At 41.1% G+C, this 14,309-nt stretch carries 14 protein-coding genes; 6 read left to right on the top strand and 8 right to left on the bottom strand.

The genetic code is table 11. The features are described 5' to 3' along the window. Window positions 1-227: 227 nt before the first annotated feature. Window positions 228-971: a LytTR family DNA-binding domain-containing protein gene (locus DXA07_RS03145; protein ID WP_118483356.1), complete on the bottom strand. Its 744-nt coding sequence runs from the start codon at window positions 969-971 to the stop codon at window positions 228-230. Window positions 972-1,859: 888 nt separating this feature from the next. Continuing rightward, a complete protein-coding gene (locus DXA07_RS03140; RefSeq protein ID WP_118483354.1) occupies window positions 1,860-3,083 on the bottom strand; it encodes an SLC13 family permease in 1,224 nt (407 codons plus the stop codon). Window positions 3,084-3,328: 245 nt separating this feature from the next. Between DXA07_RS03140 and DXA07_RS03135 the strand changes: the two genes are divergently transcribed. The 4 genes from DXA07_RS03135 (at window position 3,329) to DXA07_RS03120 (ending at window position 6,855) form a co-directional block, all read left to right on the top strand. Continuing rightward, entirely contained in the window at window positions 3,329-4,207 is an 879-nt protein-coding gene (locus DXA07_RS03135) for a YitT family protein (protein ID WP_044944542.1), read from the top strand. A 102-nt stretch (window positions 4,208-4,309) separates the two neighbouring features. Next, window positions 4,310-5,191 (top strand): transporter substrate-binding domain-containing protein, encoded by an 882-nt coding sequence (locus tag DXA07_RS03130; RefSeq protein ID WP_347470675.1) that lies wholly within the window; start codon window positions 4,310-4,312, stop codon window positions 5,189-5,191. Window positions 5,192-5,336: 145 nt separating this feature from the next. After that, window positions 5,337-6,047, top strand: coding sequence for an amino acid ABC transporter permease (locus DXA07_RS03125; protein ID WP_117785562.1), 711 nt, complete (start codon window positions 5,337-5,339; stop codon window positions 6,045-6,047). Then, complete coding sequence (locus tag DXA07_RS03120) at window positions 6,031-6,855, top strand: amino acid ABC transporter ATP-binding protein (protein WP_008399945.1); 825 nt, start codon at window positions 6,031-6,033, stop codon at window positions 6,853-6,855. The genes DXA07_RS03125 and DXA07_RS03120 overlap by 17 nt, the downstream gene beginning before the upstream one ends. A gap of 261 nt (window positions 6,856-7,116) precedes the next feature. On the opposite strand, the gene sufU is transcribed toward DXA07_RS03120, so the two are convergent. From sufU to DXA07_RS03090, 6 genes are read right to left on the bottom strand one after another with little or no spacing between them, the layout of a single operon-like run. Then, entirely contained in the window at window positions 7,117-7,539 is a 423-nt protein-coding gene (gene sufU, locus DXA07_RS03115) for a Fe-S cluster assembly sulfur transfer protein SufU (RefSeq protein WP_182427491.1), read from the bottom strand. After that, on the bottom strand, window positions 7,529-8,746 hold the full coding sequence (locus tag DXA07_RS03110; RefSeq protein WP_118483350.1) for a SufS family cysteine desulfurase: 1,218 nt from the start codon (window positions 8,744-8,746) through the stop codon (window positions 7,529-7,531). Before DXA07_RS03110 ends, sufU begins: the two co-directional genes overlap by 11 nt. Further along, the gene (locus DXA07_RS03105) at window positions 8,727-9,818 is read right to left on the bottom strand and encodes a SufD family Fe-S cluster assembly protein (protein WP_118483348.1); all 1,092 of its coding nucleotides are present in this window, start codon (window positions 9,816-9,818) and stop codon (window positions 8,727-8,729) included. Before DXA07_RS03105 ends, DXA07_RS03110 begins: the two co-directional genes overlap by 20 nt. 13 nt (window positions 9,819-9,831) lie before the next feature. After that, window positions 9,832-11,238 carry a Fe-S cluster assembly protein SufB gene (gene sufB / locus DXA07_RS03100; RefSeq protein ID WP_021943693.1) on the bottom strand — a complete coding sequence of 469 codons (1,407 nt, stop codon included), beginning with the start codon at window positions 11,236-11,238 and terminating at the stop codon, window positions 9,832-9,834. A gap of 25 nt (window positions 11,239-11,263) precedes the next feature. After that, the gene (sufC, locus tag DXA07_RS03095; protein WP_118483346.1) at window positions 11,264-12,025 is read right to left on the bottom strand and encodes a Fe-S cluster assembly ATPase SufC; all 762 of its coding nucleotides are present in this window, start codon (window positions 12,023-12,025) and stop codon (window positions 11,264-11,266) included. A 23-nt stretch (window positions 12,026-12,048) separates the two neighbouring features. Next, a complete protein-coding gene (locus tag DXA07_RS03090) occupies window positions 12,049-12,474 on the bottom strand; it encodes an Rrf2 family transcriptional regulator (protein WP_021943695.1) in 426 nt (141 codons plus the stop codon). Between the two features lie 363 nt (window positions 12,475-12,837). On the opposite strand from DXA07_RS03090, the gene DXA07_RS03085 reads away from it, so the two are divergent. Then, window positions 12,838-13,785, top strand: a complete 948-nt coding sequence (locus tag DXA07_RS03085; RefSeq protein ID WP_348980729.1) for a sodium-dependent transporter — start codon at window positions 12,838-12,840, stop codon at window positions 13,783-13,785. Beyond that, a complete protein-coding gene (locus DXA07_RS13910) occupies window positions 13,782-14,165 on the top strand; it encodes a hypothetical protein (protein ID WP_348980728.1) in 384 nt (127 codons plus the stop codon). Before DXA07_RS03085 ends, DXA07_RS13910 begins: the two co-directional genes overlap by 4 nt. The last annotated feature ends 144 nt before the right edge of the window (window positions 14,166-14,309 follow it).

Here is a 14,309-nt window from a genome sequence, read left to right as displayed (position 1 = left end):
ATTTTGCCATCATATAAAAAGTAAACACGATGAACAATATATAAAAAACTGATACAAAGGAAACTTTCCTTTGTATTAAATATATTTCTATTATAAAACCTATCAGACATATTCCAATTCTAAACCATTGTCTCTTATCTTTATAAAATTTTCCCTGGAATAAAAACGAAAAGATTATAAAATATTTAATAATCTCAATACTGTTATATAAAAAAATTTCTATCATGCTAATTCCATTTCATTTTTGTCTTGCAAAATTCAAAGTAACAGTCACGGCACTTATTGATGTTGGATCTTGGAATTGAAATTTCAGACCCATCTTTTAAAATCACTTTGTGATCAAGTCTCTGAATGTATTCCATATTAACAATACAGCTTTTACTTATCCGTAAGAAACTATTCCCTAATTCAACTTCCCAATCCTTTAAAGAACGTCTAACTAACTTCTTATCTGTCATAAATAAGCCATTTACTATTTTACCAGTAGTGTATTCAATATATGTATAGACATGTTCGGACATAATTTTTATGATTCTATCGTACTGTATACAAAAGCTACCTAACTCATCCTTTAAGTTAACTACTCTCTTTCCACTTTCTACCTGTTCAAACAATCTTAATTTATCTGCTAAAACATTTGTATTTTTATCAAAACTAACTTTATCTACAAAACCTATAACATATCTGCCGAACGCTTCTTGAATCATTTCATCATGACTTGTTAAAAATATGATACTACTTCCATATCGATATTGTTCCAATTCTTTTTTCAACCACAATCCATTCTTTCCCGGCATCTCTATATCTAATATAAACAAATCCACAAGTTCTTCATCATTTGTCAGATTTTGTATCAGACTTTCAGCAGAATGAAAAGCACTAATTTTTGACTTTACCGACAATACATTCCTGCATACATTCGCTACATTTTTTATTACTTTATCGTCATCATCACAAATAACAATATTCATAAAAACACCCCCATTCTTTTCTATTTAAAATAATACGTTATTTCTTTTTTATTTACAATAATAAGTTCGCTATTCGACATATTTCGAGAAAAACAGACAAAAAAATAGCCCAAATTACTTGGACTATTTTTATGTTCTGTTAATGCCACCATTAACAACCGCAGTCATTTTGTTTCTTTTGCTAGATATACAATTTTAACTATTATAAATTTTTCTGTTCACAATCCCCCTTTTATTAAAAGCCCCCTTTAGAATCATAAACTGTCATTGTTTTATATAGATAAATATTGTCTGTCAAAATATTTTTCCGCTCAACTCCATAATATTTTTTTATTTTCCCCAGCCTACAAATTTTTTAAGCCATTCCCAGAAATCAAGACCATATAATGCCATATTTTTCCCCTTTCCCTTTAAGCGCCATCCGTTATGTATTTCGTACGATGGTTATAGTTTAAGAGGCTATATGCGATTTTTCTATTTATTTGTTCTGAACCGTCGTTTTTTGTTCTGTAATAAAAGCTGCGTATAGGAATTACACACATCTTGTCATTTTATTTACTTCAGAAGCATAAAAAAGTGCCCCGAATATACCTGATATAAAATGCACAGCATACCCGGAGCTGGGTTGATTCCAATTTATATTTATTTAGAAAAGATCCTTTACTTTCTGCCAGCATTTCATCGATCTGATCCTGAACCTGAATATCCATATCGCTTGTTTAACATGAAGAAAATGGAAGGATCTCTTATAACAAACGAAGAAGTTTCTTATAATACAAAAAAGCTTTGGCAGCTAATTAAAAGAACTGATGACACACAAATCATTTTCTAAAATAACCGTCAGTGAGATCATCCATACCTCTGTCCCTGCTGTTCTACTTGATTATGTTAAGAAAGTAAACGATAAAGAATCATCATTATAAAAAGGAAAATAACATTTGCAACTGTAAATTCCAGAAAATATCTGCCCCTAAATGACCGATCCTCTTTTGCAACATATTTGAAGCTGATCAGGCTTGCCATTGATGCTATCAACGTTCCAAGACCCCCGAGATTGGTTCCGATCACCAGCTCCCGAATATGGTCTGTGAATCCGGATAACAAAATCGCAGCAGGAACATTACTCATTACCTGACTTGCAATTACCGAAGTAACCACCTCCCGTCCGGTCAATATATCCGAAAGCAGTTGACTGAATGCCGGGATACGTCCAAGATTACCGATGAATATAAATAACGCGATAAAAATACATAACAGAGAATAATCAACCTGTGTCAGAATTTTCCGGTCACGCAGAAGCAAATATAAAAATACTAACGCGAAAGGCACACCATACGGAAGAATATGTGAAACCGCAAGCAGACTTATGACAAACAGAATAAGATATGCTGTAAATTTTTCAATCCATTCCGCATCCTTTTTCTCCCATTTTGAACCGGAAGCACTCAACGAATCCTTCTGTCTTTTCGTTGAAGCTTTATCTTCAACAGAATCTAAGCCTTTGTTCTGCTTTATTTCTGTCTTCCCATCATGACTTAACTTTCTTTTTCGAACCATGGATGCCAGACCGATCCATGCCATTAACAAAGCAAATGCGCAGACTGTATACGGCAGCATGATCTTTAAAAACTCCGCAATACCTATACCTGCTTTTCCATACAAATACAGATTCTGAGGATTACCAAGAGGTGTCAACATACTGCCAAGATTCGCCGCAATCGTCTGCATGACAATTACTTTTAGCATCCATTTGCTATCAGTGTCCGGGTTCAGTTTCTTCATTATTATAATTGCAAACGGCACAAATGTAATAAGTGATACATCATTTGTTATAAACATCGACATAAAGAAACACAAGCATACAAGGATTACCGTTACTCCTCCGATCCCATGCACCTTTGATAACAGTCGTTCTGCTAATTTATCAAACACATCAATATTCCTCAAGCCGGCAACGATACTCATAAGGCAGAACAGGATCGCCAGTGTCCGGAAATCAATATACGAAATATATTCTCTGTCAGGAACTACAAAAAATACTGATATCACTGCCAGCACGACCGCGATCGATAACACGGTTTCCTTCTTTATAAAATATAAAATCTTTTTCATCCTTCTAATCCTCTTAACACATATTTTCTGCTTGCATTATTGTACTGCATTCACTTCCGCCCCACAACCTGTAATTCTGCAATTTATGATCAAGTCTTCCTTATATTTTAGATGCTTTTTTACCGGAAATATTTTATACTTTACATATAAATATTTACAAAAGCGTTCCTGTCTTGATAGTATCAACAGGTTGAAGCTCATAATCTACACAAGCTGTACAAGCATTAATAAGGGAGGGCATGCATATGAATCTCAAAGACAAAACACTCTGGCAAAGAAATGCTGCTGCGATCGGCGGCATGGTTTTATTTGCCGCCGGAATCAACTTCTTTATCGTCCCCGCCAGTCTGTATAACGGCGGTGTCCTTGGTATCAGCCAGATCATACGAACCTTACTGATCCAAGTATTTCCATCGCTTGCATCAGGAACCGATATCGCAGGTATTATCAACTTTATCTTAAATATACCTTTATTTATCATGGCATATATCTCAATCGGCAAAAGTTTCTTCAGCCGGACACTGGTCTGCCTGATCAGTCAGACGATATTCTTAAGTATATTTCCAATTCCGGCTACACCTCTGGTCAATGACAGCCTGACTGCCAGCATTATGGGTGGACTTCTCGCCGGTACAGGAATCGGTATCTCCTTACGCTCCGGCGGCTCCAGTGGCGGTATGGATATCGTCGGTATGTTCTTTACCAAGAAATACAAAAATTTCAGCGTGGGAAAGGTATCTTTGACAGTTAATGCTGTTGTCTACGGCATCTGTGCAATCCTTTTTGGTATCCCGACAGCCGTATACAGCATTATCTATTCCGCTGTCAGTACTCTGATGACTGACAAAGCACATACGCAGAACATCAATACCGAAGTTGTGATCTATACAAAAGAAGAACCGGAAGCCATCCTTGATTACATCGTAAATGAATTTCACCGGGATGCAACCTGGTGGGAGGCGCGTGGTGGTTATACCGAAGAAACAACTTATATGATCGTTACGATCCTTTCCAAATATGAATGTGTTCATCTCCGCCGCGGACTGAAAAACATCGATGAACACGCCTTTGTTGTCGTAAAAGAAGGTATGCATATTGGCGGAAAATACGAAAAGCATTTATAAAACCTGCATAAAACCTGTAATTTTCAGCATTTTTTTGCATATATAAATTGCATTTTTCAAAACACAATGGTATATTTATTCAGAAAAGAATGAAAGGAAGTAATGAAAATGAAACTTAAAAAATTTTTAGCAATTACGATGTCCGCAGCTCTGGCTATGGCTTCTCTGACAGCCTGCGGAAGCAAGAGCGATGACAGCAAAAAGTCATCCGACAAGAAGACAGCCAAAGTTATCGAGATCGATCTGACAGATGAGCAGTATGCTTTCGGTGTAGATAAGACTCAGCCGGAGTTACTGGATCAGGTAAATGCATTTATCAAGGATATGAATGCAGATGGTTCTTTTGAAGAGATCTGCAATCACTACTTCGGCGATGGCGAACCTGTTGCTGTTGAATCAGCTACATTAGACTCAAGCAAGGATCAGTTAGTTGTAGCAACAAACGCTGCATTCGAACCATTTGAGTATACAAAGGGTGAGAACTACTACGGAATCGATATGGAGATCGCTAAGGCACTTGCTGACAAGCTCGGTAAGGAGCTGGTTATCCAGAACATGGATTTCGATGCTGTATGTCTCTCCGTTGGTCAGCAGAAATGTGATATCGCTATGGCCGGTCTTACAATCAAGCCGGATCGTGAAGAATATGTAGCTTTCTCAGATTCTTACTACAAGGCTTCCCAGAAGTTGATCGTTCCATCAGACAACACAGAATTTGACGAATGTAAGACTGCCGATGATGTAAATGCAATCCTTAACGCTAAGGATTCAAGCAGCAAGATTGGTTTCCAGACAGGTACAACCGGACAGTTCTACTGCGAAGGTGATGATGACTGGGGATTCGCTGGTCTTAAGATGACATCTACCGGTTACAAGAACGGTTCTCTTGCAGTTCAGGATCTGTTAAATGGTAACTTAAATTATGTTATTATTGATTCTGCTCCTGCTGCTGCCATTACAAAATCATTAAATGCTATGCAGTAAAAATATGCTATAAGAATCACGCGTTCCTCGCGTGAAGAAAATATATGGTAACAGGTAATTGTAAATTGCTAAAACAGTTCTGCTGATTCAGTGTATCTATATTTTACAATTACCTGTTATCTGATAGATATTGAAAGGATATTTCATGGGAGACATTTCAAGTAAAATACAAAAGTTCATAGAAATATTCATTGATAACAGAGGATATGTAAAGGTTGTTGAAGGTCTGAAGAATACCGTTATCATCGCTATAACCGGTCTGATCATCGGTATTTTGATCGGAACCATCATTGCAACTGTCCGCGTCATTCCAAAATATAAACGGCTGCCACGAGTTTTAGATGCAATCTGCAGCGTCTATGTCGGATTCTTCCGTGGAACTCCTATGGTCGTGCAGTTACTGCTGTTTTACTATGTTCTGCTCCCTATCGTAGGAGGCCATATGAGCGGTGTACAGGTATCAATGCTTGTATTCGGTCTAAACAGTGGTGCTTATATTTCCGAAATCATGCGAAGCGGTATCCTTTCTGTTGATCCCGGACAGATGGAGGGTGGTCGTGCCATGGGACTTAGTTTTGCAACTACCATGCGCAAGATCGTGATCCCGCAGGCAGTCAAAAATATTCTGCCTACTCTGGGAAATGAATTTATATCTTTGATCAAGGAAACATCTGTTGTAAGCTTTGTTGGTGCTACTGACTTATATGTAGCATTTAACTATATTGGTAGTAACAGCTACGAATTCATGATCCCATATCTGGTTATGGCACTGATTTATATTGTTATGGTGCTTCTGATCAGTCTTGGTATCAAATTAATGGAAAGGAGCCTGAGAAAGAGTGATAGACGTCATTAATCTTGAAAAACACTTTGGTGACAATGAAGTTTTACGAGGCATCAATGTCACAATCGATAAAGGCGATATAATGGTTGTAATCGGCCCTTCAGGTTCTGGTAAAAGTACATTTCTTCGCTGTTTAAATTGTATGGAAGACCCAACAGGCGGTCAAATCATCTTCAATGGTGTCGATATTGCAGACCCAAAGGTTGATATCAACATCCACCGTCGTCATATGGGAATGGTATTCCAGCATTTTAATCTGTATAACAACAAAACCGTTATTCAGAATATCATGCTTGCTCCTGTACTGGTGCGTTGTCAGGATCTGAAAAAAGCAAAGCGTCATAATCGTATGCTTCCGCTTACGAACCTGTTCCGCAAAGAAAAGCAGGAGAAAATAGAGATTACAACAAGTAAATCTCAGATCGTTGCCGAGGCAAGAGCAAAGGCAGAAGAACTTCTGAAACGGATCGGTCTGGAAGATAAAGCAGATGTATATCCTTCTACTTTATCCGGTGGTCAGAAACAGCGAGTTGCCATTATCCGTGCGCTTGCTATGAATCCGGATGTGATCTTATTCGATGAACCGACTTCTGCTCTTGATCCTGAAATGGTTGGAGAAGTTCTCGACCTAATGAAGGATCTTGCAAAAGAGGGAATGACCATGATCGTGGTTACTCATGAAATGGGATTTGCAAAGGAGGTTGCCAATAAAGTCCTCTTCATCGATGAAGGACAGATTCTTGAAACCGGCACGCCGGAAGAATTCTTTGGTAATCCGAAGAATCCTCGACTGAAGGATTTCCTTTCGAAAGTATTATAGACTGTGACACATAAAAGAATGCATGACACCCTTTATTTCGCAAATCGTTTGCACTCTATTCTCACGTAACGGTACTAAGCTCCCGCTTATGCGGATCGCTAAGGACCGACGTTCGAATAGGTTTGCTACATAAAGATGTCATGCATTCTTTTATTATCCACGTTATAGAAAACAGTTCGAAGTTACACAGCGTGAATAACTGAAAACTTTAAAACAGCTACTATCTATGTCGTCTGACATATGACAGTAGCTGTTTTTCGTTTATTTTTTTAATGCTTCCTTCAGGGTATGCCAACCAAGGACTGCGCATTTTACACGGGCAGGCATATGGGAAATGTCTTTTAAAGCGGAAGCTTCTTCGAGTTCGTCGATTTCTTCATCGGTTGCTTCGCCCTGTATCATCTTTAAGAAAAGTTTTCCAAGCTTCAACGCTTCTTCCTCGGTCTTGCCAACAATCATGCCGAGCATGATATCTGCGGACGCCTGTGAGATTGCACAGCCGTCTCCGACAAATGCTCCGTCTTCGATAATTCCGTTTTCTACTTTTAATTTCAACCAGATATCATCCCCACAGTTCGGGTTTACACCTTCCAGTACAATGTTCGCATCCGGAAGATCATGCTTGAATTCCGGTCGGATATTGTGCTCCGTCAGGATCTCATTATAAAAACTTCTATTCTCCATATCCCATTCTCCTTCTGACATTTGCAACACTCTCTACAAATGCATCGACTTCTTCTATCGTATTGTAGAACATAAAGCTGGCTCTTGTTGTATTATACACCTTCAGATAAGTAAGCAATGGCTGTGCACAATGGTGTCCGGCACGAACATCGATACCATCTGCTGCCATGATCTCACTGACATCATGTGGATGTACATTGTCGATCGTAAATGCCACAATACCGGTATGGTTTGCAGGATCTTCTGAGCCGATCACATGAACATGCGGAATCTTTGCAAGTCCTTCCATCGCATGTCGGGTCAGTTCCAGTTCTCTCTGCTCGATTGTCTCAAATCCAATCTTATTAATATATGAAATTGCGGCTGCAAGTCCGGCTGCACCGGCTGCATTTACAGTTCCTGCCTCGAACTTATGCGGAAGCTCAGCCCATACCGCTCCTTCTGTCGTTACGGACTGGATCATCTCGCCACCTGTCATAAATGGCGGCATCTCTTCCAGTAATGCTTTTTTTCCATATAACACGCCGATACCCATCGGTCCCATCAGCTTATGACCGGAAAATGCAAGAAAATCCGCATCCAGATCTTTGACATCGATCGGCATATGCGGTGCGCTCTGTGCCGCATCTACTACAATAACCGCGCCGACCGCATGTGCAAGCTTTGCGATCTTCTTGATCGGATTCACACAGCCGAGAACATTGGATACCTGTCCGATTGCTACAAGCTTTGTCTTCTCATTGATTCCTGCTGCAAATGTCTCATCTGTCAAAGTACCGTCCTTCTCACAGTTCAGATACCGGACCGTTGCACCTGTCATTCTCGCTGCCATCTGCCATGGGAGAATGTTGCTATGATGCTCCATGATGCTGACTGCGATCTCATCTCCTGCTTTCAAATGACTGCATGCATAGCTGTATGCAACAAGGTTCAGACTCTCTGTTGTATTTCTTGTAAAGATGATTTCTTTTTCAGAATCTGCATGAATAAAATCACGCACAACTTTTCTGGCATCTTCATATGCTTCTGTTGCTGCAAGGCTCAGCGGATAGAAACCACGAAGCGGATTTGCATTGCTTTCTTCATAAAAACGCTTCTCTGCTTCAATTACAACTGCCGGCTTCTGTGCTGTAGCCGCATTGTCTATATAAATGGTTTTATTTGTCTGTAATAACGGAAAATCCTCTTTATAATTCTTCTCTATCATCTGCCATTACCTCCGCAAGCTGTGCTTCTACCAGCTTCTGTGTCTGCTCGTCTCCTATGTGGCGATATAACATCTCGAATTTGCCGCGTGTCATGATATCCTCCGCAGTCTCCTTGTCGATGCCTCTTGATTCAAAATAAAATAATGTCTCCTCGTCCAGTTCACCGATCGTTGCACCGTGAGAACCTTCTACATCCTCCTCTGCACAGAGAATGATCGGGATTGTCTTATTGATCACATCATCACCAAGCAGGAGTACATTTTCTGTCTCTGCACCTGTGGATTCGGATGCACCGTTCTTGAAATCGATCGTTCCACGAAATACTTTCTCTGCTGCATCCTTTAAGGTTCCATCTACCTGGATCTCACAATTCGTCTTCTTACCGAAGTGATTTATGATCAGGTTCACATCGATCTTCTGTGTCTTCTGTCCGAGGTATCCGATCTCGACCTGTGTATCTGCTCCTGTACCCTTAAGATCTGTACGGATTCCGTTATAGAGATCACCTTTTCCGATAAAGATCTGAAGGATATCGAACTTTGCATTTTCATCGCAGACACAACCGATATCATTTAACAGAGTCTGTTCTTCATCCTGCATAAATACCTGTACCAGACGAACACGGCTGTCTTTCTTTGCCTGTATCATCGTACGATATGCCAGTGAACCTGCCTGCGCACTTTTCTTTGTAAATGTCTCAATTATGGTTGTATCCGTACCTTCTTCTGCTGTCAGATAACATGCACCTGCCGCAGATGCTGCTGTCGTTCCATCAACAGCCAGACGGATTGTTGCCTTTGCGTCTTTGTCCAAAGCAGTCAGAACTGTTTTTTCTGTCTGCGCATCTGCAAAAATCGGATCAGCCTCTCTTCCTGCTCCACTCTCAACTGTGGCAAATTCTGCTGCATCCCCGGATATCAGGCTGTTTGTCTCTTTATCTTCAAATGTTTCCTCTACCGTCACCTTACATGGTGCTATCTCCGGATTCCATGAAACCTTTGTATCATTCATATGAAGCCAGTACCATGTTTTGGATGGAAGTTTATTAATATTGATCGTATTCTTGTCCATTGCTCATTTCCTCCTAACCTATACTGCCCTTCATTTCCAGACGGATCAGATTGTTCATTTCCAAAGCATATTCCAGCGGAAGCTCCTTTGATACGTTGTCCGCAAATCCGCTGACGATACAAGCTCTGGCATCTTCCTCACTCATACCACGGGACATCAGATAGAATACCGCATCATCACTGATACTGCCGATCTGTGCCTCATGTCCTACATTTGCCTTTCTGGTACGGATGTCCATCGCAGGGATCGTATCGGATCTTGAAATAGAATCCAGCATCAGCGACTGACAGGATACTGCTGCCTTGGCATTCTCTGCTTCCTTTGCTACTACAACGGAAGAACGGAAAGTACTGATACCTCCATCCTTTGAAATAGATCTTGTATTAATGTAGGAACTGGTATCCGGTGCGCTGTGAACGACCTTTGCTCCGGTATCCAGATTCTGTCCTTTTCCGGCAAATGTGATACCGGTAAACTCCATCTTCGCACCCTTTCCTTTCAGGATACTCATTGGATACAGATAGGATACATGCGATCCGAAGGATCCGGAAACCCATTCGATCGTTCCGCCTTCCTCTACAACCGCACGTTTTGTATTCAGGTTGTACATATTCTTTGACCAGTTCTCAATCGTGGAATAACGAAGCTTCGCATTCTTACCAACAAATAATTCCACGCATCCGGCATGGAGATTTGCTACGTTATATTTTGGTGCAGAACAGCCTTCGATGAAATGAAGATCCGCGCCCTCATCCACGATGATAAGGGTATGTTCAAACTGTCCGGCTCCCGGTGCATTCAGACGGAAATAAGACTGCAACGGGATCTCTACCGATACTCCCTTTGGCACATATACAAAGGAACCGCCTGACCATACAGCACCATGAAGAGCTGCGAACTTGTGGTCATTTGGGCGAACCAGCTTCATAAAATGCTTTCTTACCATATCTGCATATTCGCCATTCAATGCACTCTCCATATCGGTATATACAACACCCTTTTCTGCTACCTCCTGACGGACATTGTGGTATACCAGTTCGGAATCATACTGTGCTCCGACACCTGCAAGAGATTTTCTCTCTGCCTGTGGGATGCCCAGTCGTTCAAATGTATTCTTGATATCTTCCGGCACATCAGACCATTTTGCTTTCATATTTGTATTTGGTCTGACATAGGTTACGATGTTATCCATATTCAGACCTTCGATCGATGGTCCCCAGTCCGGTACTTCCATATTGTTATAGATCTGCAGGGATTCCAGACGGAAGGTCTGCATCCATGCCGGATCATGTTTTTCTTTTGAAAGCTGCTCAACGATCTCAGGTGTCAGTCCTGCCTTGATCTTATAAGCATCTTTTTCATCATCTTTGAAGTCATATATATTTCTGTCTATGTCTTCTACATATGTTTTTTCTTTCATTTCTATCGGATGCTCCTTTCAAAGACTACAGGTTCTGCTCTGTCTTCTCGTATTTTGCAAATCCATTCCGGTTGATCTCCTCTACCAGAGATGCATCACCAGTCTGTATGATCTTACCCTCTACCATAACGTGTGTATGATCAACGGATAAGGACTCCAGAATCTTAGTGCTGTGTGTGATGATCAAAAGACTGCCCTTGCAGTTCTTCTGATATTCTTCAATACCGGCGGATACTGTTCTTACAGCATCAACATCCAGACCGGAATCTGTCTCATCAAGAATTGCAAGTGAAGGCTTCAGCATCAGGAGCTGTAAGATCTCTGCCTTCTTTTTCTCACCACCGGAAAATCCAACATTCAGATCACGTTCTGCATAAGCTGGATTCATCTGAAGGATCTCCATTGTACGCTCCAGTTCTTTCTTGAAATCATATAAACGCTGTCTTTTTCCTGTTTTCTGCTCCAATGCATTTCTGATAAATGAACTTAAAGTCACACCCGGAACCTCAAGTGGATTCTGGAAGGACAGGAAGATTCCTGCTTTCGCACGCTCATTGACAGGAGCCTCTGTAATATTTTTACCCTGAAACCAGATCTCTCCGCTCTTTATGGTATATCTTGGATTTCCCATGAGTGCATAGCCGAGTGTTGATTTACCTGTTCCGTTTGGCCCCATGAGAACGTGCGTCTCACCTTTTCCGATTGACAGATCTACACCGTGAAGGATCTGCTTCTCCTCTACATCTACATATAAATTCTTTACATTTAATAACTGTTTCTCTGACATATTCGTGCCTCCTGTATATTCATCTATTCTTTCACTGTTTGTCCGGCTTTTCCTGCCACATCGGCAAGTGTCATATTATCAAAATAATTATTGATCAGATCGGCAAGTCCTTGCCAGATCGGTAATGTATAACATAATTCCGACCGGTCACACGGTACTGAATCATCCTTCAGGCAGGATACCGGTGCAAGGGTTCCTTCGGTCAGTTTGAGGATCTCTCCCACACTGTATTCCTCCGGTTCTCTGGTCAGACGATAGCCACCTCCATGTCCGCTTGCTGCTTCGATCAGATGTGCTTTTGACAGCATCCGGGTGATACTTTCCAGATATTTCTGTGACAGCTCTTCGTGTTGTGATATTTCTTTTAGTGGTATAAAACTGCCATCATGATTTACCGCCAGATAAACCATAACGCGTAATGCATACCGTCCTTTTGACGAGATGACCATAGTATTTCTCCCTCTTTCCAAATTATGCTACAAAGATAATATTCCTATTCACCTACCATGTCAATAGGTGAATAATATTTTTGTTGCTTTTTCGACTGTAAACCTTTAAACTGGAACAGTATGGCACGTATAGATAATTGCGTAAGCATTAGTTACTAATATGCATAAATGATTCTGACATTACCAACCAGTGGACGCTTCCGCTCGTTTCGTCCTGCAACGGTACTAAGATGCCACTTATGTGCCATCTAAGGACCGGCGGACTCAAATGCCACTGTTTTGGTAAGTCAAACCATTCATGCTAGTTTATAAATCTGAATTACGCAATCATCTATATAATAAAGAAATAGATAGGGTTAGTTTATGAGTAATAAAAATACGAAAAGTTTTGGAAGCAGATGGGGATTCATTCTGGCTTCTGTTGGTTCTGCCGTTGGTATGGCAAATGTCTGGGGATTTCCAAATAAATTGGGAAGTAATGGTGGCGGCGCATTTCTGCTGATCTACCTGCTTTTTATCTTTATATTCAGCTATGTGGCACTTCCGACCGAATTTGCAGTCGGACGAAGAGCCGGAACAGGAACACTTGGTGCTTATAAATATGCATGGGAAACAAGAGGTAAAAAAGCCGGTACTGCCGGTGGACTGCTTGGCTGGCTTCCACTTGCAGGCTCCTTATGTATCGCCATCGGTTATGCGATCATTGTTTCCTATATTTTAAAAGCCTTCCTCGATTCTCTGATCGGAACTTTAATGCATGAAGATACAGCAGTCTGGTTTGATTCATTTTCATCCAAGCCGTTCTCCGTGATCCCGCTTCATATTATCGTGGTAGCTGGAACGCTTCTGACTCTGTTCTTTGGAGCACATAGCATAGAGAAAACAAATAAGATCATGATGCCATTATTTTTCATCATTTTTCTGATCCTTGCTGTCCGTGTTGCCATGCTTCCGGGTGCAGCGGAAGGATATAAGTTCATGTTCACACCGGACTGGACGAAGCTTGCTGATCCTATGATCTGGATCTGGGCAATGGGACAAGCATTCTTCTCCCTGTCAGTTACGGGAAGCGGCATGATCGTCTATGGAGCTTATCTGTCAAAGGATGAAGATGTTGTCGGAGTTGCAAGACATACCGCGATCTTTGATACGATCGCTGCCGTTGTCGCAGCACTGGTCATTATCCCGGCATGTTTCTCTTATGGCGTTGATGTCGGAGCAGGTCCAAGTCTTCTCTTTGTCACCCTGCCGACCATCTTACAGAATATTCCGCTCGGACGGTTATTTGCAATTATCCTGTATATAGCATGATCTTCGCAGGTGTAAGCTCCCTTCAGAATATGTTTGAGGCGGTTGCTGAATCACTCTTACACCAGTTTCCGAAGCTCAGCCGTACCGCAGTCCTGATCATCATCGGTGTGTTATGCCTTGGCTGCGGCATCGGTATGGAAATGATCTCCAAATGGGGACCTTGGATGGATATTGTTTCGATCTACATTATCCCGATCGGCGCAACCATCGGCGCTGTCTCATGGTTCTATGTCATGAAGAAGGATGAACTGCTCGAAGCTGTTAACTGCGGCAGCAAAAAGAATCGTGGCACACTCTGGTATTCCATCGGACGCTACCTCTATGTACCACTTGCCATTGTATTATGTGCAGTTGCGTTGTTTAAACATATATCGTTCTAAAAAACAAAACGGCGGGGAGTTCCCCCGCCTGTTCTTTTGGTTGGATCTGGGTCTTTCGACCAGTCCATAACTGTGACTTGCCACACTTATATGGTATGGCGATATCACAAAAATGTATCCTATTCAAATAAAACAAATAACTTA

Source organism: Clostridium sp. AM54-37XD (genome assembly GCF_003478225.1).
GTDB classification, from domain to species: Bacteria; Bacillota; Clostridia; order Lachnospirales; family Lachnospiraceae; genus Coprococcus; species Coprococcus ammoniilyticus.
Note: the sequence above shows the minus strand (reverse complement) of the source record. Positions and strands in the feature narration are given on the sequence as shown.